Origin of the sequence: Glycomyces harbinensis (assembly GCF_900101745.1) — a bacterium.
GTDB classification, from domain to species: Bacteria; Actinomycetota; Actinomycetes; order Mycobacteriales; family Micromonosporaceae; genus Glycomyces; species Glycomyces harbinensis.
The window spans coordinates 40135-60062 of record NZ_FNAD01000018.1; the positions used below are offsets into that span (position 1 = coordinate 40135).

General features: G+C 71.3%; 21 protein-coding genes. 9 read left to right on the forward strand and 12 right to left on the reverse strand.

Going from position 1 to position 19928, the window contains the following annotated elements:
- Positions 1–40 precede the first annotated feature (40 nt).
- Positions 41–661, reverse strand: a complete 621-nt coding sequence (locus BLQ63_RS23055) for a cellulose binding domain-containing protein (protein WP_143015054.1) — start codon at positions 659–661, stop codon at positions 41–43.
- Positions 662–1098: 437 nt separating this feature from the next.
- Here BLQ63_RS23055 and BLQ63_RS23060 point away from each other — a divergent pair, with 437 nt between their 5' ends.
- From BLQ63_RS23060 to BLQ63_RS30015, 3 genes are all read left to right on the forward strand, one after another.
- Entirely contained in the window at positions 1099–1419 is a 321-nt protein-coding gene (locus BLQ63_RS23060; protein ID WP_091039885.1) for a DUF2218 domain-containing protein, read from the forward strand.
- 29 nt (positions 1420–1448) lie between these two features.
- Entirely contained in the window at positions 1449–2396 is a 948-nt protein-coding gene (locus BLQ63_RS23065) for an NADP-dependent oxidoreductase (RefSeq protein WP_091039886.1), read from the forward strand.
- Between the two features lie 203 nt (positions 2397–2599).
- Positions 2600–3040, forward strand: a complete 441-nt coding sequence (locus BLQ63_RS30015; RefSeq protein ID WP_336620357.1) for a rhamnogalacturonan lyase family protein — start codon at positions 2600–2602, stop codon at positions 3038–3040.
- A 51-nt stretch (positions 3041–3091) separates the two neighbouring features.
- Here the strand turns inward: BLQ63_RS30015 and BLQ63_RS23075 are convergent, their stop codons facing one another.
- On the reverse strand, positions 3092–3451 hold the full coding sequence (locus BLQ63_RS23075; RefSeq protein WP_091039887.1) for a MerR family transcriptional regulator: 360 nt from the start codon (positions 3449–3451) through the stop codon (positions 3092–3094).
- 90 nt (positions 3452–3541) lie between these two features.
- Here BLQ63_RS23075 and BLQ63_RS23080 point away from each other — a divergent pair, with 90 nt between their 5' ends.
- The gene (locus BLQ63_RS23080) at positions 3542–3985 is read left to right on the forward strand and encodes a hypothetical protein (protein WP_091039888.1); all 444 of its coding nucleotides are present in this window, start codon (positions 3542–3544) and stop codon (positions 3983–3985) included.
- A gap of 129 nt (positions 3986–4114) precedes the next feature.
- On the forward strand, positions 4115–5194 hold the full coding sequence (locus BLQ63_RS23085; protein ID WP_091039889.1) for a hypothetical protein: 1080 nt from the start codon (positions 4115–4117) through the stop codon (positions 5192–5194).
- Positions 5195–6025: 831 nt separating this feature from the next.
- Here the strand turns inward: BLQ63_RS23085 and BLQ63_RS23090 are convergent.
- The gene (locus BLQ63_RS23090; protein ID WP_091039890.1) at positions 6026–6679 is read right to left on the reverse strand and encodes a response regulator; all 654 of its coding nucleotides are present in this window, start codon (positions 6677–6679) and stop codon (positions 6026–6028) included.
- Positions 6676–7860 carry a sensor histidine kinase gene (locus BLQ63_RS23095; protein WP_091039891.1) on the reverse strand — a complete coding sequence of 395 codons (1185 nt, stop codon included), beginning with the start codon at positions 7858–7860 and terminating at the stop codon, positions 6676–6678. The genes BLQ63_RS23090 and BLQ63_RS23095 overlap by 4 nt, the downstream gene beginning before the upstream one ends.
- 143 nt (positions 7861–8003) lie before the next feature.
- On the opposite strand from BLQ63_RS23095, the gene BLQ63_RS23100 reads away from it, so the two are divergent.
- Positions 8004–8591 carry a hypothetical protein gene (locus BLQ63_RS23100; protein WP_091039892.1) on the forward strand — a complete coding sequence of 196 codons (588 nt, stop codon included), beginning with the start codon at positions 8004–8006 and terminating at the stop codon, positions 8589–8591.
- Between the two features lie 81 nt (positions 8592–8672).
- Here BLQ63_RS23100 and BLQ63_RS23105 read toward each other — a convergent pair whose 3' ends face one another.
- The 5 genes from BLQ63_RS23105 to BLQ63_RS23125 all read right to left on the reverse strand — a co-directional run bounded on the left by BLQ63_RS23105 (position 8673) and on the right by BLQ63_RS23125 (position 12345).
- The gene (locus BLQ63_RS23105) at positions 8673–9479 is read right to left on the reverse strand and encodes an SDR family oxidoreductase (protein ID WP_091039893.1); all 807 of its coding nucleotides are present in this window, start codon (positions 9477–9479) and stop codon (positions 8673–8675) included.
- Positions 9476–10117, reverse strand: coding sequence for a TetR/AcrR family transcriptional regulator (locus BLQ63_RS23110; RefSeq protein ID WP_091039894.1), 642 nt, complete (start codon positions 10115–10117; stop codon positions 9476–9478). Before BLQ63_RS23110 ends, BLQ63_RS23105 begins: the two co-directional genes overlap by 4 nt.
- 56 nt (positions 10118–10173) lie before the next feature.
- Complete coding sequence (locus tag BLQ63_RS23115; RefSeq protein ID WP_091039895.1) at positions 10174–10833, reverse strand: class I SAM-dependent DNA methyltransferase; 660 nt, start codon at positions 10831–10833, stop codon at positions 10174–10176.
- 34 nt (positions 10834–10867) lie between these two features.
- Complete coding sequence (locus BLQ63_RS23120) at positions 10868–11362, reverse strand: hypothetical protein (RefSeq protein WP_091039896.1); 495 nt, start codon at positions 11360–11362, stop codon at positions 10868–10870.
- Between the two features lie 131 nt (positions 11363–11493).
- Positions 11494–12345: a helix-turn-helix domain-containing protein gene (locus BLQ63_RS23125; protein ID WP_091039897.1), complete on the reverse strand. Its 852-nt coding sequence runs from the start codon at positions 12343–12345 to the stop codon at positions 11494–11496.
- Positions 12346–12510: 165 nt separating this feature from the next.
- Here BLQ63_RS23125 and BLQ63_RS23130 point away from each other — a divergent pair, with 165 nt between their 5' ends.
- The 3 genes from BLQ63_RS23130 (at position 12511) to BLQ63_RS23140 (ending at position 15266) form a co-directional block, all read left to right on the forward strand.
- The gene (locus BLQ63_RS23130) at positions 12511–13293 is read left to right on the forward strand and encodes an SDR family oxidoreductase (protein WP_091039898.1); all 783 of its coding nucleotides are present in this window, start codon (positions 12511–12513) and stop codon (positions 13291–13293) included.
- Positions 13294–13476: 183 nt separating this feature from the next.
- Positions 13477–14421: an aldo/keto reductase gene (locus tag BLQ63_RS23135; RefSeq protein ID WP_091039899.1), complete on the forward strand. Its 945-nt coding sequence runs from the start codon at positions 13477–13479 to the stop codon at positions 14419–14421.
- Positions 14422–14522: 101 nt separating this feature from the next.
- On the forward strand, positions 14523–15266 hold the full coding sequence (locus BLQ63_RS23140; RefSeq protein ID WP_091039900.1) for a phosphotransferase: 744 nt from the start codon (positions 14523–14525) through the stop codon (positions 15264–15266).
- 80 nt (positions 15267–15346) lie between these two features.
- Here BLQ63_RS23140 and BLQ63_RS23145 read toward each other — a convergent pair whose 3' ends face one another.
- The 3 genes from BLQ63_RS23145 to BLQ63_RS23155 all read right to left on the reverse strand — a co-directional run bounded on the left by BLQ63_RS23145 (position 15347) and on the right by BLQ63_RS23155 (position 19819).
- Positions 15347–15757 (reverse strand): hypothetical protein, encoded by a 411-nt coding sequence (locus tag BLQ63_RS23145; RefSeq protein WP_091039901.1) that lies wholly within the window; start codon positions 15755–15757, stop codon positions 15347–15349.
- The gene (locus BLQ63_RS23150) at positions 15754–16347 is read right to left on the reverse strand and encodes a hypothetical protein (RefSeq protein ID WP_091039902.1); all 594 of its coding nucleotides are present in this window, start codon (positions 16345–16347) and stop codon (positions 15754–15756) included. Before BLQ63_RS23150 ends, BLQ63_RS23145 begins: the two co-directional genes overlap by 4 nt.
- A gap of 526 nt (positions 16348–16873) precedes the next feature.
- Positions 16874–19819, reverse strand: coding sequence for an RICIN domain-containing protein (locus BLQ63_RS23155; RefSeq protein ID WP_091039903.1), 2946 nt, complete (start codon positions 19817–19819; stop codon positions 16874–16876).
- Positions 19820–19928 lie beyond the last annotated feature (109 nt).

Genomic DNA, 19928 nt, shown 5'->3' on the forward strand with positions numbered 1-19928 from the left:
CCGGCGACCAGATCGTCCTTCGCTCGGGCGTGCGCCGGGTTCAGGCGTCCGGCGTGCAGGGGACCGTCGCGGGCAGGTCGAACTCGCCTTCGACGTCGGCACGGAAGCTCGGCTCGTATCCGTCGCCGGGGTCGAGCGCGGCGTTGAAGAGGATGTCGCCGTAGCGATCGCCTTCGATATGGCTCAGGCCCCAGGTCGAGGTCACGGTGAGGTGGTCGAGGTCGAGCAGGACCTCCCAGCCGTCGATCGGCTCGGTGCCGGTGTTGACGACCGCGACGGTGACCGAGACCGAGGTGTCGGACTGGTCGTCGAGCGTGAGCGAGGCGGTGCACGGCGGTACGACCGGGGCGTCCTCGACGGGCGCGGAGGATTCGGCCGCCTCGGAGGTGGTCGCTGCGGCCTCGGTGGAGGCGGGGGCGGACTCGAGCGGGGAGGTGCTCGCGGCGTCGCCGGAGGTCGGCGTGTCCGGTTCGGCGTCGGGCGCGGGAGCGATGGTCTCGCCGCCGCCGATGTCGGCGTACTCGGGGTGGTCGTCGTCGCGGAGGATGCCGAACTGCCAGACGGCGACGAGGCAGGCGATGACCGCGATCACGATGAGGGCCAAGAGAAGACGACCGTGAATGCGCCCGCGCACGACGGCGCGGTCCATCCATGGGCGCATGGCTTTTCCTCCATATGAGACGAAAGAATGCAGGGGTGGACGCGTCCAGGCCGGAGCGACAGATGAGGGGGTGTCGTGTCCACGGTGAAGCGTACAAGGCCCGTGAGTGCAGTGGATAAGCCCCGGCCGTTTCGCAAAAGCGAATTTCGCCCACCGTGTCCCGCTTTCACCACATGGCACACCGAATTGTCGTACCCCTCAGGCACCCTCGTATCGGGGGCCCGCGAGAGGGCCGACTGCGGCACTCGCCATGCCCTCGACTTCGAGGCCGCGAAATGTCGTACCCCCGGGCCACCCTTGTGCTGGGGGCCCGCGGTCCGGTCGCCGTTGGCTCGACCCCTGCCCTCGACCTCGCTCGACCCGGCTTCCCGGTGCCCGAACCGGTGTAGATTCAGGCGAAGACGCCGCAATGGGACCCGTCGAGGTGAGGAGGACGCATGAGTGCCGCGACCCCCGAACCCTCCGCCCGGCCGCCGCTCGTTCGCTCCACCGCCCTCGTCGCCGTCGACCGGCCCGCCCATGTCGCCAAGGAGCTCGCCTCCCACTTCGGCCGCCGCACCCCCGCCGACGAGGTTCCCGGCGGTTACCGCCTCCACTTCCCGCTCGGCCGCGTCTTCCTCTCCGCCGCCGAAGGCGGCCTCGCCCTCGCCGCCGACGCCCCCGACGAGGATGCGCTCTCCCGCGTCGAATCCCTCGTCGGCGGCCGGCTCCAGAGCATCGCCCCGCACGAGCTCGCCATCGAGTGGCGGCGTCAGTGACATCAAGGGCCACAACCGAAGGGACAACCATGCGCGCCGTCGTCATCACCGCTTTCGACACCGAGCCGGTCCTCACCGACCTGGCCGTCCCCGAGCCCGGCCCCGGCGAAGTCCTCGTCCGCCTCGCCGCCGCGGGCGTCAACCCCTTCGACTGGAAGGTCATCGAGGGCGCCATGCGCGGCGCCGTCGACCACGACTTCCCGCTCGTGCTCGGCTCCGACGGCGCCGGCACGATCGAGCGGACCGGCGAGGGCGTCACCGACTTCACCGCCGGGGACCGCGTCTTCGGCCCCTTCATGGACGTCGAGCACGGCCGCGGCTCCTACGCCGAGTACGCGATCGCCAAGGCCGCCAAGCTCGCCCGCCTACCCGACACCCTCCCGTTCGACCTCGCCGCGGCCATGCCCACGGCTTGCGCCGCCGCCTACACCTTCGTGGAGGGCACCGGCGTCGGCCCCGGCCAGACCCTCCTGGTCAACGGCGCCTCCGGCGGCGTGGGCCAGGCCGCCGTGCAGCTCGCCGCCGCCCAGGGCGTCCACGTCATCGCGACCACCGACCCCGACACCGCCGACTACCTGCTCGACCTCGGGGCCTCCGAGACGATCGACTTCACCGCCGCCCCCACCGCCGAGCAGGTCCGCGACGCCCACCCCGACGGCATCGACACCATTGTGGACCTGATCTCCCCGACCGACCTGATCGAGCCGATCGCGCTGCTGCTCAAGCCGAACGGCTCCATCGTCTCCTCCAACGGCGCACTCGAGAACGAGCTGCTCGCCTCCCACGGCCTGCGCGGCGCGAACCTGTACGCCAACATGGCTCCCGCGACGCTCGAGTTCCTCGCCGAGGCGGTCGAGGCCGGCCAGTTGCGGGTCCGCATCGACCACCGGGCGTCGCTCGCCGAAGCCGCCGCCGCGCTGCAACGCTCGAAAGACGGCAAGGCCCGCGGCAAGACCGTGCTCGACATCGACGTCTAAAAGGGACTCTCGATCCGAGTGCTCGATGCACTGACGCCGTGTGGCGAACATATCGCTACGCGCGCTTCGTGCATTTTGCTGTGAGTATTGACGTTCAGCCTTATTCGTGGTTATTGTGGGCCTGCTATGGCATCGATTCGGTTCGATGCTGTGAGTGACGGATCGCGTACGTCCCGGCATGGTCGCGCGGCCGTCGCGCCGCCGTGCCCTCCGGGTCCGGCGGCCCCTCACCGCGAATACGACCGCACTCCAGGAGCGAGCATGCGCACACGAACCCGCGCTCGAAATACCAGGCGGGCCGCCCTGCCGGCGGGCCCGACGGCCTCGGCCGGAGCGATCGCCGCAACGGCGATCGTCCTGGCCCCCACCGGCAGCGCCGAAGAGGACGAGGCCGCACCGACGCAGGCGAGCTACCAGGAGGCTGGCGCGAAGAGGTCGTCTGGCGCACCGGTGACAGCTCCGCCCTGCGGATCTGCGCCACGCCGTTCGCGACCGACCTGCGCCTGCCGACCCTCATGCACGATCCGCAGTACCGGGTCGCCATCGCCTGGCAGAACACGGGCTGCAACCAGCCCCCGCACCCGGGCTTCCACATCGGCTCGGACATGGCCGCGGTGACCCCCGCGGCGATCCACACGCCTTGATTCCTTTCGGAACGGCGGGGTCGGGGCGCACTCCCCGGCCCCGCTGGAAATTCAGGAACCGTCGGGCCTGAGAGGACAACCGGTGCCCGCACGATCGGCCAGCTCCTCGCGCAGCGCCGCGAGCTCGGCCATCTTGGCGTCCACCAGCGCGATCTTCTCGGCGAACAGCGCCGACAGCGCCTCGGCCGAATCCGGCGACTCCCGCAGTTCCTCACCGTGCCTGCCGATCTCGGCCAGCGAGAACCCCAACCGCTGCGCCGTGCGCACGTAGTCGAGCCACGGCACCGTCTCGGCGCCGAACTCGCGGTATCCGTTGGGCGAACGCTGTGATCCGACCAACCCGATCCGCTCATAGAACCGGATCGCGTCCCTGCTCAGACCCGACCGCTCCGACAATTCCCCGATGCGCACGGCACCTCCCGGCAATTCGCGACTTGACCTTGGAGCGCACTCCACTGTTTACGGTAGGCCCTCGTCACCCGAACGGAAACGGAGCCCGCCATGACTACGACCACCACGATTCTCATTGCGCCACAACGCCTCGCCTACCGCAGGCTCGTACGTGCGAGCGCGGTGTACGACCTCGCCGTCACCGCCGCCTTCGCCACGCCCTGGACGTTCACGCTCGTGCACGCCGCCCTCGACGGACTCAGCGGCAGCCTCGGCCTGAGCCCCTTCCCCGAACTCGACCTCATGCAGGTCCTGTACGCCAACCTCATGGGCTCGGTCGTCGTGGTCTGGTCGCTATTGCGCCTCCTCCGGCCCGAACGGGTCCACGGCCTCCTCGACGGCGTCGCCCGCGTCCTCTTCTCGGCGTGGATGGCCTACGCCCTCGCGCACGGCGGCCCGGACCTGCTGTGGCCCTTCCTCATCGTGGAGGCCGCTTGGGGCGTCCTCCAGCTCGCGCCGTGGTTCGGCCGCCGTTTCCGCAACCGGCCGGTTTGACCGTTCGGCCCCCGGTGTCCTGTTCGATGTCGGAGGTCTCGGTTACGGTGGCCTGCGACGACCGCCGAACGCGGCGGGCGCGGCGCGGGCCACGACCCTGCGCCGCAGCGGAGCGAGGAGGAGAGCGACATGGTGGAGGCGCAGGACCACCGGATGAGCGAGGCCGAGATCGCCCGGCTCGCCGTGCACTTCGAGGGCGTCATGCCGGGCTACGACCGGTCCGAGTCCGGCATGAGGAAGCTGGCCTCCGACCTGGACCTGACGCCCGACGAAACGGCCGAGTGGCCGCGCAGCAGGGACGGTGCCGTGCAGGGAGTCGTCTGCGCCGCCACAGTGGACGGCGCCGAGCGGCCCTGGACGGTCCTCCAGGACCACCACGGCGTCAGGGTCGCCTTGTCCCGCATCACCGGTGGCGCGCGGACCCACGCGGAGGAGTTCCGCCGCGTCGCCGCCGCCGTCCAGGGCATCCTGCGCACACCGGACCACTTCGGCACGTATGCGAACGGCCGCATCGGCTGCGGCGAGGCCTGGGGCACGCCCTACCTGCGCTGGCGCGGGAAGTACGCGACCGTCGAGCTGCGCGCGGGCGCATCGGGGCCCGAACTGGTCTCGGACTTCACCGACCTGTGGGAGGAGGACTACCGGGACGACATGGCGCGCAACCCGACCGGATTCATCGGCACCTTCTCGGGCGACGTCCTGCTGGACGTCCCGGCCGCGCGTGCGAGCGACCTGGGCGAGTTCACCGAAGCGCTCGCCGCGCTGTTCTCCCGTTTGCCCGCCGAGACGCTCGCACTGGGGGTCTCGCTGACGCTGGGCCTGTTCGGCACGGTGACCCGCGAGGACGGCACGGACACCAGCCCGTTGATGTTCGACATCCGCTCGGGCGAGCGCCTGCACCTCGGCTACTGCGCCCCGGGCGGTGTCGCCGAGGCGGGGAGCGGGGAGCGCGTGGCGGCGCTGGGGTGGGAGCCCACGAACCCCGAGACGCTTCGCGGTGGACCCGAGCTCGAATACTTCGACGCGCCTTGGTACTTCGACGGCGGCGGGCCCGGCGAGACGCGCGCCCACGACGCGGCCGCGCTCATCGTCCGCACGGCCAAGGCCGCCGGAGTGCGGCGCGTGGGCGACCTGGCCCTGGGCGGCGAGGCGGAGCAGCAGGGCCGGGCGTACTACCGGTTCCCCGGCTTGCGTCTGAAGACCGTGTGAAGTCGAGCGAGGCGCCCTCGAGAACGCCCCGGATGTCCGGGCCGCGATCCCGCTCCTGCTCGCCGTCTCCGTGACGGTCGGCCTGGATCGGCGCCGCGGCGGCGTAGCCGGCGGACGGGCGGTTCCGGCGGCCCGCTGCCCTGCCACTGCCCGACGGCTCCCGCCTTCTCGGTACGGGCGGTCCGGTCGCCGCTTCGGCCATGGCCCGGCTCTCGCACTCCCGGTCCGGCGTCGGACCGCAGCCGCTCCGCGCCGCTGCCGCCTGGCGCGGCGGCACCCCGACGAGTACCGCGCGAGACCGTCGAACACCTCGTCAACGTCGGTCGCGCCTCGGCCTGCATCGCAGGCACGCAGGCCGCTGCGCGCGACGCCGTGCGGTTCGGGCGGGGTCGACGGCGACGGCGACGGCCGACAGTCGCTCCGCGCACCTCAGCGCAGGGGGCGGTCTCTCGCGTAGATCGCGGCGTGCGTGCGGTTGCGCAGGCCTAGCGGCGCGAGAGTGTCCGCGACGCCGTGCGGTTTGGGCGGGGCTGATGGCGACGGCCGACAGCCTCGTCCACCTCAGTGCAGGCCTCGATCCCTCGCGTAGATCGCGGCGTGCGTGCGGTCGCGCAGGCCTAGCGGCGCGAGAGTATCCGCGACGCCGTGTGGTTCGGGCGGGGCTGACGGCGACGGCCGACAGCCGCTCCGCGCACCTCAGTGCAGGCCTCGGTCCCGCGCGTAAATTGCGGCCTGTGTCCGGTCGCGCAGGCCCAGCCGCGCGAGAATGTCCGCGACGCCGTGTGGTTCGGGCGGGGCTGACCGCAACGGCCCACAACCGCCTCGTCCACCTCAGCGCAAGCCTCGATCCCTCGCGTAGATCGCGGCCTGCGTGCGGTCGCGCAGGCCCAGCCGCGCGAGGATGCGCGACACGTGGTTCTTCACCGTCCCCTCGCTGAGATACAGCCGGGCCGCGATCTCGCGGTTGGTCGCCCCCGCGGCGACCAGCCGCAGCACCTCGATCTCCCTGTCCGACAACGGCGGCAGCTCCACCGGCGGCCGGAGCGGGTGCTCCAGGGCCGCCGCCAGGCTCTGGGCCGCGGCGGGGTCGAACTGGACGACGCCGGTGCGCGCGGTGCGGACCGCATCGGCCAGCGCCCGCGCGGGCCGGTCCTTCAACAGGTATCCGCACGCGCCCGCGCGCATCGCCTCGACGATGTGCTCCTGGTCGTCGAACGTGGTGAGCATGACGACCTGGCATTCCGGGAGCCGTTCGCGCAGCCTCCGGGTGGCCTCGATCCCGTCGGTGCCGGGCATGCGCACGTCCATGAGGACGATGTCCGCCTCGAGCGCGAGCGCCGCCGCGACCGCCTCGGCGCCGTCGGCGGCGGTGCCGACCACCGCGATCCCGTCCTGGAGGTCGAGCAGGGCCGCGATGCTCTCGCGCACGAGCCGCTGGTCGTCGGCCACGATCACCCGGATCGGCTCGGGCCCTTCGGTATTCACGAGAGCGCCCGGAACGGGACGGTCGCGGTGAGCTGGGTGCCCGCTCCCCGTCCGGTGTCGACGACGACCGCGCCGCCGACGAGGTCGAGGCGTTCGCGCATGCCCGTGAGCCCCAGTCCCTCAGCGCCGTCCGCGAAGCCGCGTCCGTCGTCGGTGACGGTGAGCTGTGCCCGGTCATCGTCGCAGCGCAGCAGGATCTCGACCTTGCTCGCGCCGGAGTGCCTGCGGGCGTTGGTGACGCCTTCCTGCGCCGCCCGGTACAGGGCGGTCAGGGCCTCGCGGTCGAACCGGCGCTCGTCGCCTTCGCCGTCGAAGACGACCACGGGCCGTTCGCCCGACCGGCGGGCCAGCTCTTTCAGTGCCGCCGCGAGATGGAAGGGCTCGGCGTCGATCCGGATGGTGCGCACCGAGGCCCGCACTTCCTCCAGGGCGAGCCGGGCCGAGTGGCGGGCGTCCGCGATCGCGGCGACGGCGATGTTCCCGTCGCGTTCGCGGAAGGCCTCGGCCTTCTCCAGCAGGACGCTGATCGCGGTCAGGTGGTGTCCGAGTCCATCGTGGATGTCGCGGGCGAGGCGGCCGCGTTCGGCGGCCGCCGACAGTTCGGCCACCTGGTCGGCGTACACCCGCAGCCGGGCGTGCGAGGCCTCCAGGCGGGAGCGCTGGCGCTGCTCTTCGACGGCGACCGAGGCCATGGCGACGGCGAGCACCAGGCCGACGGTGAACATCAGGACGTCGGCGACCGCTTCGACCCGCTCGTGCCATCCCGGTGCGGCCGTTTGGAATGCGGCCACGAGGCCGCCGAGGCACAGGACGGCCGCGGTCGCGCTCGCGACGGGTCCGAGTACGAAGTAGATCCCGAAGGGCAGCAGCAGGAACAGCACCCGTGAGAGGCCCGAGCCGTCGGCGCCGGCCACGATCAGGAACAGGCCCGCCCGGACGGCGAGGAGCACCAGGCCCGGCGCGACCGGGGTGCCCGCGGGCCAGCGGCGCCGCTCGGCCCAGTCGAGCGCGACCAGCGCGGCCAGACCGGCGATGAAGGGCAGCGGCTGCGTCTCGCCCAAACCCCGCAGCCCCGCGTAGCCGCCCGCGATCGCGACGACCGCGTAGAGGGCGGGCGAGACCCAGGGGACCGGGGTCGCCGGGAGCCCGTCGGGGAGCCGCAGCGGGGAAGGGAGGGGCATCTCCGCAGGATATGCAGGCACGGGGCGCCGGTCAATATGCCTGCGGTCATGTGCCCGACGGCATCCGGTCGGGTGCCCGGCGGCCGGCGGTTCGGGCGCCGCGGCACTGTCGCGCCCTTCGCGGCGCTTCTAGCGTCGGAGGCATGAACACGCCTCTTCGCCTCGGCGCCGCTCTCGGCGCACTCTCCGGACTCCTCATCGTCGTCGCCTCCTCGGTGGAGTTCGTCGCCGGCGAGACCGCCGCGACCGGTCTCGCGCTGGCCCTCTCGCCCGCCTTCGGGCTGCCGCTCATCGTCGCGCTCTACTTCGGACAGCAGCACGCCTCGGGTGCGCTCGCTTCGATCGGCTTCACGCTCAACCTCGTCGGCCTCGGCCTGTTCGGCGGGGCCGCGTTCGCGCTGAACGTGGTGCTCATCCACGTCGACGCGGCGGTGGTCGACGCCCTGCCGGGCGCCGTCACGGCCGCCTTCCTGGGCAGCGCCCTGGTCTTCAGCGCCGGGACGGTGGTGTTCGGCGTCGCGATGCTGCGCGCCGGGGTCTACCCGCGCGTCCCCGCGGCCGTGTACGCGTTCGCGTTCCCGCTGATCGCCCTGCTCGCGCCGCTGCCGGACAACCTGTTCATCAGCGCGGTCCACGTCGTCAGCGGCGCGGGCCTGATCTGGCTCGCGGTCGCGCTGTCGGAGAAGGCTTCTCGCCCGCAGGTTGTAACGCGCGCACCCGCCGCGGTCTGAACGGAAGCGAGGGCCCGTCCTCCGAAATGGAGGACGAACGCGGACTGAGCCCGGCCCGAGGGCCGGGCTCAGTCCATTCGCCTACTTGAAGTCGGCGACGTGGTCGGCGACCCACTGCTCGTAGGTCCGTGCGGGGCGCCCGGTGACGGCCTCGGCCGTGGGCCCGTACCGGTGCGCGATCCCGGCGGCGAGCATGTCCAGCAGCGATTCGGGCAGGAAGTTCGCGGCGACGGCGCGCGGCAGCTCCGCAACCGCGATGTCGCGGCCGAGGGCTTCGCCGATGAGTTCGACCTGGCGCCGCTGCGTCAGGTGCCCGGGGCCGTCGATGAGATGCGCCCGGCCCTCGTGCCCGTCCTCGGTGAGCGCGGCGTACGCGACCTCGGCGATGTCGCGCTCGTGGATCGGGTTGACCGGCGCCTCGGGGTAGGGGAGTCGAACGACGCCTTCGTCGCGAATGGACTGCGCCCACCAGAGGCTGTTGGTGGCGAACATGGCCGGACGCACGAACGTCCACGGGATGCCGGAGGCCGCGATCGGGCGCTCGGCGTCGAGGTGGCGGCGGCCGATCTCGTTCTCGTCGCCGTCGGGTCCGTGTGCGGCGGCGGAGGACAGCAGGACCAGGCGCTGCACGCCCGCGTCCTTCGCGGCGGCGAGGAAGGCGTCGATGCCGTCACTCGCGGCGTACAGGAAGACCTTGTCGACGCCTTTCAGCGCGGGCGCGAGGGTCTCGGGTGCGGTGAAGTCGAAGCGGACGGGTTCGACGCCGCCGGGCAGGTCGGTCCCGGAGGGCTCGCGGCTGGCCGCGCGCACGGGTGCGCCGGCCTCCAGGAGCTGGGCGATCACGTTGCGCGCGATGGCGCCTCGCGCGCCGGTGACGAGTACGGTCATGGCTCGGTGTTTCCTTTCGGGTGGTGCTCTTCGGCGAGCCCCGCGATGATGCGGGACAGGGTGTCGCCGTAGCGGGTGGCGAACTCGGGGTCGTCGATGTCGACGCCGAAGAGCCTGCGGGCGTCGTGGCGCAGGATGACCGGGGCCAGGGCCATGCCCATGAGCGCGAGCTGCACGGCCGCGGTGTCGAGGCCGGCGGCGATCTCGCCGCGCTCCTGGCGCCGGCGCATCTGCTCCTGCTCGCGTTCGAGCACCGCCTCGGTCTCCTCGTCGGGGGCCTCGTCGGACAGGGCCCGCCACAGCGAGAGGCGGGCGATGCGCGTGTCGGCGAGGTTCAGCCCCAGGTACCAGCGGAGCAGGTCGGCGGCGTTCACGTCCGCGTCGGTGTGCTCGCGCTCGGTCTCCAGCCACTCGCGCTGCATGGCCCGGTACAGGCCTTCCTTGCCGCCGAAGTAGTAGCTGATGAGCTGCTTGTTCACCCCGGCGCGCGCGGCGATGTCGCCGACGCGGGCGCCGTCGTAGCCGTGGTCGGCGAACTCGGTCAGGGCCGCTTCGAGGAGCTTGCGCTTGGTGCGCTCGGCGTCGCGCCGCCGTTCGGCGGGGTCGGGCGAGCGCCGCCCGGTCTGCTTCGGTTCCACCCCGCGAGCGTACCGCTAATCAACCGTACGGATAATTGATGTACCCGTGAGGATGATTACATGGACTCCGTGACCGGCTTCCGAAAGAGCAAGTGGCCGTAGTGGAATCCGCGGATCGGGTCCAGCTCGGGGGCGACCACCATGCGGGCGGTCTCCTGGAGCCCGGCCTCGCGCAGCAGCGCGGCGACCCGGCCGACCGACCAGCGGTAGGCCGGCGCGACCTTGTGGTCGAACGGCCAGGCCAGTTCGGCGTCGTCGACGTGGGCCTGGAACGTCAGCAGCAGGTGCCCGCCGGGCGCGAGCAGCCGGTGGAACTCCGCGAACACCGCCGGCAGGTCCCCGGGCGGCGTGTGGATGATCGAGGACCGCGACAGCAGCCCGTCCAAAGACCCGTCGGGAAGGGCGACCTCGGCCATCCGCCCCTGCTCGAACTCGATGTCCGGGAACGTCTCACGCGCCAGAGCGACCATTTCGGACGACAAGTCCAGCCCCCGGGCCCGCACGCCGAGCGCCCTGAGCCGGTCGGTGACGTACCCAGGTCCGCAGCCGACGTCGAGCACCGGACGCGACCCGCCCCGCACCAGGTCGGCGAAGGCGCCGATCATCGCGTCGTCGAGCGGGTACTCCCGCAGCGAGTTCCCGAACAACTGGAGGTACTGCGCGGCCGCCGAGTCGTACCCGTCCCGGGTCCGGCGCATGTGTTCGAGTTCGCCCATGGCGGCAGACCCTACGCCGCCGCCCGAGCCGCGCTCAGTCGAGGCGGCCGGTGAACGCCGTCTGGAAGTAGCGGTTCTTCTCCATGTGGGCCAAGTACTTCGGGTCGGTCACCTCGATCGCGAAGTCCGCGTGCTCGCCGTCCTCGGCCGGATCGATGTCGAACGCCGCGATGATCAATGCGGTCCGCTTCAGGAACTCGTCGTTGCGCGGCTGCAGCACCAGATAGTGGTGGCCGTCCGTGAACCCGCTGGAGGGGTCGAGCCGGCCCGCGTAGAACTCGGCGGCCTTCACCTTGGGCTGCACCGGCTCCTTGGTCGCCGCGTCCAGAAGGTACCCGTCCTCGTCCGTCCACGCCTTCTTGCCCAGGATGAACTCGAAGCACTCCTCGAACTCATCGGCCGTGCCCTTGTCGATCTCGGAGGCCCCATAGCCCTGGAACCAGGTGTCCATGAGCAGCTGGAGCCCGAACTCCGGACCCCGGTGGAATTCGATGCCGTACCCGAGCCTGCTCGTCAGCTGGCCCTCCACCCTGGTTCCTTCACGGCCCCAAGTCATCACATCGAAGATGAACGTCATGGTCGCGAATCATAGCCAGTTCGGGCAAATCAGACCAACAATGTGATGCGCGACGCGCTGTTCCGTGCATCACGATGCCGACCTCAGTCCCGCCGGACCGCCGGCGCGGTCCAACTGTCGAGGAGCCGCAGCGCCTCCGCGCTCGCAGAACCCGGCTCGACGTTGTAGACGCACAGCGTCTGATCCGGATCGTCCGGGAACTGGAAGGCCTCGTAAGCGAACTCCAGCTCGCCCACCACCGGATGCAGGTACCGCTTGACCCCGTGGGTGCGCCGCAGCACCTGGTGGTCGTTCCACCAGCCGCCGAACTCCGGGCAGCCGAGCATCAGCTCACCGACGAGGTCGGCCAGCTGCCGGTCATCCGGATGCCTGCCCGCGTCGAAGCGCAGCACCGCCACCGAATCCCGGGCGACCGTCTCCCAGTCGACCACGCGCTCCTTCGCCGCCGGATCAAGCAGATAGAAGCGGATCAGGTTCCGCCCCGCCGCGGGCATCGACTCGAAATCGGCCACGACCTCGCGCGCCAACCGGTTCGCCGCCAGCACGTCCAGGCGCCTGCCGATGATGAACGCCGGGACGCTGTCGAGGCTCTGGAGCGTCAGGAGCAGCCCGCGCCGCACCCGCTGCGCCGCGATCGGCCCCTTCTTGCGCGGCGCCCGCCGCCCCGCCAGGTCGACGAGGTGGTCGCGCTCCGAAGCGTCCAGGCGCAACGCCGCCGCCAGCGCCTCCAAGACCTCCGGCGACGGATTCCCGGCCCGGCCCTGCTCCAGCCGCGTGTAGTACTCGACGCTCATGTTCGCCAGCCGCGCGACCTCGTCGCGGCGCAGCCCCGGCACGCGCCGGACGCGCCCGTCGTCGGGCACGCCCGCCTCCTGGGGGCTCACCCGCGCCCGGCGGCTGCGCAGGAAGTCCGAGATCTCGACGCGCTGGTCCATACCCCCATTGTGCCCGCGCCCGACCTGCCCCGGGACCGCTCGGGTGGTACTGCCGGTACCAGTCGGCGCAAGGCACTTCTAGCGCCGCTTCCAGGCCCCGGCCGGTGCTGTACTCGATTGCAGGACGGGCAAGCCGTTCCACCGCAACGACACCAGAGGAACACCATGTCTACTGTGAACACCAACGGCGTGCTGCCGCTCGCCGGCCGCGTCGCCGTCATCACCGGGGCCTCCAGCGGCCTCGGCGAAGCCACCGCCGAACTCCTCGCCGCCCGCGGCGCCAAAGTCGCCCTCCTCGCCCGCCGCGCCGACCGGCTGGACGCCGCGGTCGCCCGCATCGAGAAGGCCGGCGGCACCGCGATCGCCGTGACCGCCGACGTCACCGACCCCGCAGCGCTCGACGCCGCCGCCGCCCGCGTCGCGAACGAACTCGGCACCGCCGACCTCCTGTTCAACAACGCCGGGGTCATGCTCGCCGCGCCGGTCACCGACACCCGCCACGACCAGTGGCAGCGCCAGATCGACACCAACATCGCGGGCCTGATGAACGCCATCGGCGCGTTCGTCCCGCAACTGGTCGAAGCCGCCGCGGAGAAGGGCGTCGCCGACCTCGTGAACACCTCCTCGATCGCCTCGCAGGGCGTCTACCCGAACTTCGCCGTCTACTCCGGCTCCAAGGCCTTCGTCTCCCACGCCTCGCGCAACCTCCGCTCCGAACTCGGCGCCCTGAACGTGCGCGTCGCCGTCATCGAACCGGGCTTCGTCAGGACCGAACTCCAAGGTCACGTCACTGAACCGGGCGCCGTCGCCTGGCTCGACGACGTCTTCGCGACCCAGGTCGTCCTCGAAGCGGGCGACATCGCCGAAACCGTCGCCTTCCTGGCCCAGCAGCCGCCGCGCGTCAACTTCCAGCAGATCACCGTCATGCCGACCTTCCAGGCCGGTTAAGAACCCGCACCGATGGAAACCCGTCGCAGACGGCACCCTGCGACGATCGTTCAGGAACCGAAGCGGTGAACCCGGGACGCGTGGCAGGATTGCCGTCGGAAACCGACTCGGCGACACCCGAGTCCTCATACGGCGGGCGGCCGGCACGCGCCCCGGGAAAGCACCGACACACGGAGGTTCACCATGGCCACACTCGGCCGGACCGACATCGAGATCTACCCGCTCGTCCTGGGCACCAACACCTTCGGGTGGAACACCGGTGAATCCGAAGCGCACGCGGTGCTCGACGCCTTCACCGCCGCCGGCGGCAATCTCATCGACACCGCCGACTCCTACTCCGCCTGGGCGCCCGGCAACGTCGGCGGCGAATCCGAGACCGTCCTCGGCACCTGGCTCGCCAAGCACCGCGACACCCGCGCGATGGTCGCCACCAAGGTCTCCCAGCACCCCGAGTTCAAAGGCCTCGCCGCCGCGAACGTCAGGGCCGCCGCCGAAGCCTCCCTCAAACGGCTCGGCATCGAGGCCGTCGACCTCTACTACGCCCACTTCGACGACCAGGCCACGCCGCTCGAAGAGACCGTCGCCGCCTTCGACGACCTGGTCACCGAGGGCAAGATCCGCCACATCGGCATCTCCAACTACAGCCCCGAGCGGCTGCGCGAATGGCTCGACATCACCGAGCGCCACGGCTACGCCCGCCCCGTCGCCCTCCAACCGAAGTACAGCCTCGTCAGCCGCGGCACCTTCGAACCGGGGCTGCGCGACATCGCCGTGGCCGAAGACCTCAGCGCCTTCCCCTACCACGTGCTCGCGAGCGGCTTCCTCACCGGCAAATACCGCACCCGGGCCGACCTGGAGCAGAGCGTCCGCGGCGGCTCCGCCGCCAAGCACCTCAACCCGTCCGGCCTCGCCGTCATCGAGAAGCTCGACCAGATCGCCCAGGCCCACGGCGTCGCGATCGCCTCGGTCGCGCTGGCGTGGGCGCGCAGCCGGCCCGGCATCGCCGCGCCGATCGCGGGCGCCCGCGTCGTCGACCAGCTCGCGCCGCTCCTGGCCTCGGCCGAACTGGAGCTGACCGCCGACGAGGCCGACGAGCTGACCGCCCTCTCGGACTTCATCGGCGCCTAGGGCCTCCACGACCGGCCCGTGATCCCGGAGGACCACGGGCCGCTTCGCGTCCGGCGGCGAAAGCAGTTGCCGACCGGGCGCGGCGGGACGAGACTGTGCGGATGTCGCACGAAGTCCCGCTCCCCGGCGGTTTCATCAACGAGGTCGTCCTGAAGGACGGCAGCGTCCGCCGGCCGGTCGGCCCGCACACGCCGTTCGTCCACCGGCTGCTGGAGCACTTCGAACGCCGCGGCTGGGACGGCGCGCCCCGCCTCCTCGGCATCGACGAGGACGGCCGGGAGAAGCTGCGCTTCATCGACGGCCACGTGGCGATCGAGTCGGGCCGGTCGGCCTACGCCGAATCCGACGCGAGCCTGGTGCGCCTTGCGACCATGGTCCGGGAGTTCCACGACCTGTGCGCCGACACCGACCTCGCGGGCGACGCAGAGACGGTGTGCCACAACGATCTCGCCCCGAAGAACACCGTCTACGCCCATCCGGGCCCCGGTGCGCCGCCGATCGCGCTCATCGACTGGGACGGGGCCGCGCCCGGCGAGCGCCTCCACGACATCGCCCACCTGTGCTGGGAGTTTCTCAGGCTGGGCACCCCGGTCACCGACGTCGGCGAGACGGCCCGCAGGATGCGGCTGGTCTGCGACGCCTACGGCCTGGACGCCGACCGGCGCGCCCGGCTGGTCGAGACGGTGCTGTGGTGGCAGGACCGCTGCTGGCGCGGCATCGAGGATCGGGCGGCAGCGGGCGATCCGGCGATGATCCGCATCCGCGACCTCGGCGCGCCGGTCTGGATCCGGGGCGACTACGACTGGGTCCAAGCAAACCGGGCGGCCCTCGAAGCGGCCCTGTGAGCACCGTGAACACCCGATCGCCGGAGTGCCCGGCCCGGTGATACCGCGCGACGCGGGTCCCGACCGGGCGGGCCTGAAGTTCAGTCGACGCGGCTCGACCGGCTGATCGAACGCAGCATGCCCCGGACGGCGACCCGGTGGCCGCCGCTGCCGACCACCAGCAACCGGTAGACGCGGCCGGACAGACCCGGGAAGTCCGCGTAGGTCAGCGCCGCCAGCCCGGTCGAGCCTCCGCCGAGATCGTCGAGCTCGAAGTGCAACCGGTACTGCGCGAACCGATGGCGCCCTTCCAGTTCGAGCCACTTTCCGGGCGCCTGCGCCGCGATCGTGAACCCGGTGCGCGGCTCGGTCCCCAGGAGTCTGAACAGGGGACTGTCGCGGTCCTTCACGAGGGACCGCTCGCAGTAGTCCCGCGCGGCCGCCCACACGCGCTCGCGCGGCGCGCCGACGGTGATGCGGTGCTCGTCGACGAACGGCGGTGACCCGCTCACGCGACGCTCCCGGCGAGGACCCTCGTCGGCAGCGCCGACGTGCGGCGCCGGTAGTAGTGCACGGTCAAGACGGCCAGCAGCGGCCCCCACAGCGCGAGCGGCGCGTACGCGACCCAGAAGACGACGGTCTGCCAGCCCGAGACGACGAGCCGCGTGGGCTCGCCGTCGACGCCCAGGCCGAACCCGAGCATGACGAGCGTGTACGGCAGGAACAGCAGCAACGCGGCGCCGATCGCGGCCGGGACCACCGCGGCGGCCACCGGGACGCGGCGGCCCCGCAGCACCGGGACCCACCGCGGCCAGACCTCGCCCCAGGTGGTCACCAGCCCGACCGCGAGGAACGCCAGCGCTTCGCTGACGACGCTGAGCGAGACGATGTACCACCACGGGCCCTCGGCGAGGGTGCCGGTCTGCGTCGGTGCGGCGGCGACGTGCTCGAGCAGCGGCACCCCGGCGACCATCGCCGCGATCCGCCACAGGGCGGACGGCAGCGCGGTGAGCGCGGTGGCGTAGGCCGTCCAGACGGCCCAGCGGGGGACTCCCGGAGCGGTCCTGCCGTGGAGGCGTTCGGCGAATCCGACTGAGGTCATGCGGTACTCCTGCTCTCGAGGGGCCGGCGCGGCACCCGGCCCGGCCGGCTCCAGCGAGCATCGCCCGAACGGAGCGGGAACAGCCTCCCCCGAGAGCGCCGATGCGCTCCCCCGCAAGGGGGAACGACGAGAAGTACCGAAGGGAGCAGCGCGAAGGTTCCTCGCCTCGCGCTGGCGACCTCCGCGCCGCATCGGCCGTCACCGAGAATGTCGGACCCGTGTGTCACGGTTTTTGAACCGGGGGCCCATCGGACCGCCTCCGTCGGCTCGACCCCTGCCCGAAAAACGGCTCCGGAACCGAATGATTCTCGTCTCGCGCTGGCGACCATTTCGCCTCATCGGCCGTCGCGGAAAGTGTCGGACCCGTGTGTCAGGGTTTTTGAACCGGGGGCCCATCGGACCGCCTCCGTTGGCTCGACCCATGCCCGAAAAACATCCCTGCGGCCGGAGTCGCGATCCCTAGAGCACTTCGGGGCCCTTACCGCCGAACGGCGGTAAGGGCCCCGAAACCTCATACGACGATCGCCTAAGCGGCCGGGGCCTTCGCGTAGACCTCGATCTCGCTCAGGACGATCCAGCCGACGGTGCCTCCCGAGCCGGCGGTCATCGCCACCCGGATCGCCGAGGTCGTCGCGTTCACCTCGACGTCGATCACCGGCACCTCGTCGGTCGGCACGTCGACCACCGCGCCGGCGTTCTGCCAGTTCCCTTCGGCGTCCAGATATTGCACCTGGAGCGTGTCGGCGTAGCTCGCCCGGCCGCCGTCGCTCCAGAAGTGCGAGACCACCCGCGTCACGTCCCGCTCCTGGGGAAGCGCCACGGTGATCGTGTCCTCGGCGTTGAACGGCCCGGACTTCCAGTTCGACCAGCCCTTGTCCGTCAGATTCCCGTTGCGCAGCGCCTCGGTCGAATAGCCCGGCTCCGTGTAGGTCGCCGAGGTCGTCACGCCCTCGCCCGTCGCCACGTTGACCTCGATCGGGTCGGTCACCTCGACCTCCAGGACCGCGTCCAGCGCGGTCCCGTCGATGAGCGTGGCCGTGCCCTCCAGCGTCACCGTGCCGTAGTCGTCGAAGGCCCCCTCGGCGGGCTCCTCCCACACCACCGGCACCGCGGCCTCGGTACCCCTGTCTCCCAACGCGATCACCGTATCGGGCAGGTCCGGCGTGAAGCCCGGATACGTCACGGCCGATGCCGGGGCCGTCTCCGAGAACCGGTCGACGCTCACCTTCGCCTTGGCGCGGAACGTGTTCCCGAGCGCATCGGTCGCCTCGCCCCACACCGTCACCGTCCCAGGACGGTCCCATTTGGACTCTCGCGGCATGTCCCACTCGACCGGGAGCGCCCCGCGCTCCCCGTCCCGGTAGACCCCCGGCACGACGCCAGGCATCTCGGGCACGTGGCCGGGGACGGTGTACGTCGCGACGTCGGCCGCGCGCAGCACCGTCTCGTCGGTGACGCCCCAGCGCTGGTTGCTCGCCGCCGTCGGCGTGTACGTCTGGATCGGCGAACCGTCCGCGGTCGCCTGCCCCCACACGTCCAGCACCAGTCCCGTCGCCACGTTCACCGGCACGAAGGTCCCGTCACCGGTGGTCGAGAGGTACCACCGGGCCGCATCGGACGCGTCGTCCTCCGCGGACTCCAGCACCGCCAGCCCGTCGGCCACCGCCAGACGTGAACCCGTGTCGGCGTTGGTGATCGCGTACTCCTCGCGGTTGGAATAGCCGTCGGTCAGCTGCTCGACCGACCATAGCTGCCCGCCGTCGGACGCGTCGTCGGTGGCGAGCACGATCCCGGTGCCGTCCTCGGACGGGGCGATCGACCTGCCGCTCTGCACACCGTCGAAGCGGTACACGTGGCCGTCCTGGAACAGCTCGGCGTCGCAGTCGACGCCCGAGACGCCCTTCACCACGAAGGTGGTCACCGACTTGGCCGGGACCGTCAGCGTCGCGGACTCGCCGCGCACCTCGACCCGGTCGCCCTCGACGAGCGCGCCGTCGGCGCTGGTGACCACCGGGGTCACGGTCGCGCTGTGCTTGACGCGCTCGAACCCGGACAGGTCGAGCGTCACCTCGATCGCCTGCTCGGAGTTGTTGGTGTACACCACGTTCGCCCCGCCGCCCGAGGCCTCGATCGCGGCCGTCGCCGAAGCGCTGTCGGTCCCGATGACGTGGTCGCCCGGCTCGATGTAGTGCGTGAAGTTGCGGATCGTGTCGTACTTCGTGTTGGTCATGATCGGGCACGTCTCGAGGGTGTCCTCGGCGGTGCAGTCGAAGGGCAGCTGGATCTCGCCCCAGCTGTGGCCCTCGTTCCTGTCCTCGACCGGCTGCCACAGCACCCACGCCGACGGCTCGAGCTCGCGCAGGTCGTCGGTGATGCGGGTGGCGATGCCCAGGCCGTTCTCCATGGAGGTGTAGTCCTGGCCGTCGGTCCAGGCGCCGCCCACCTCGCTCATCCACAGTGGCTTGTCGCTGCCCTTGGCGAGGTCGCGGACGCCGGTGCGCCCGCCGGTGCCGTAGGTGTGGACGTTCATCTGGTCCACGTTCGCGCGCGATTCCTCGGTGTACGCGTTCCAGTTCGCGGTGAAGGTGCCCGGGTTGGTCTCGTCCATCGCGGCGATGACGGCCTCGGTCTCCGAGGCCGAGAGCCGCTCGGCGAGCGCGTTGACGACGAGCTGCTGGAGTTCGGGCCCGGCGTGGGCGCCCTCCTGGCGTCCGCCCGTGGGCTGCACGCCGTCGGCGCCGAGCTGGGTGCCCCAGTAGTCCGTGTTCGGCTCGTTGAGCGGGTCGACGGTGTCGAACTCGATGCCGTGCTCGGCCTCGACGTGCTCCATGACCTCGGTCAGGTAGGTCGCGAACTCGTCGACCGAGTCGGTGCGGATCTGGTCCTCGCTCGCGTCGAAACCGCCCGAGACGTAACCGGAGACGGTCTGGAAGTAGGGCGGGGAGTTCGAGAACGCCTCCCAGTGGGTGACGTCGTCCTTGACCTGGTCGATCCACCAGCGCTGATTCGCGTCGGCGTCCCAGTTCCAGTGGTCGGGGTTCTCGGGGTCCCACCAGTCCTTGTCCTCCTGGGTGGTGCCCTCGGGGGCGGCCCAGTATCCGGGGACGGCGGAGGCGCCGCCGCGCAGGTACCCGTTGTCGATGTTGGGGGCGTTGCCGCCGCCGATGTTGTACCTGGCGATGTTGAGGTTCAGGCCGTCCTCGCCGAAGACCATCTCGGCCAGCTGCTCGCGGATCTCGTCGGGGTAGCCGCCGGTCGCGTTGGCGAACCAGACGAGGCTCGTGCCCCAGCCTTCGAACTCGGCCTGCTGGTAGGAGGGGTCGAGCGTCACGGTGACGGCGCCGGTCGCGGCCTCTTCGGCGTTCGCGGCACCGGTCAGCTGGGGGAGGGCCGACGCGGCGAGCACCGCGGCGAGCCCGGTGGCGCCGGCCGCGGCCAGCGCCCGCCCTCGCCTCGGTCGGGGGGATGACATCGGTGTCTCCATTCGGGGGGCTGGAATCGAATCAGTTCGATATTTCCACAAAATCCCACGCTTGTGAACACCCTTTGTCTAACGGATTGAAAAACCATCGCCCGCGATG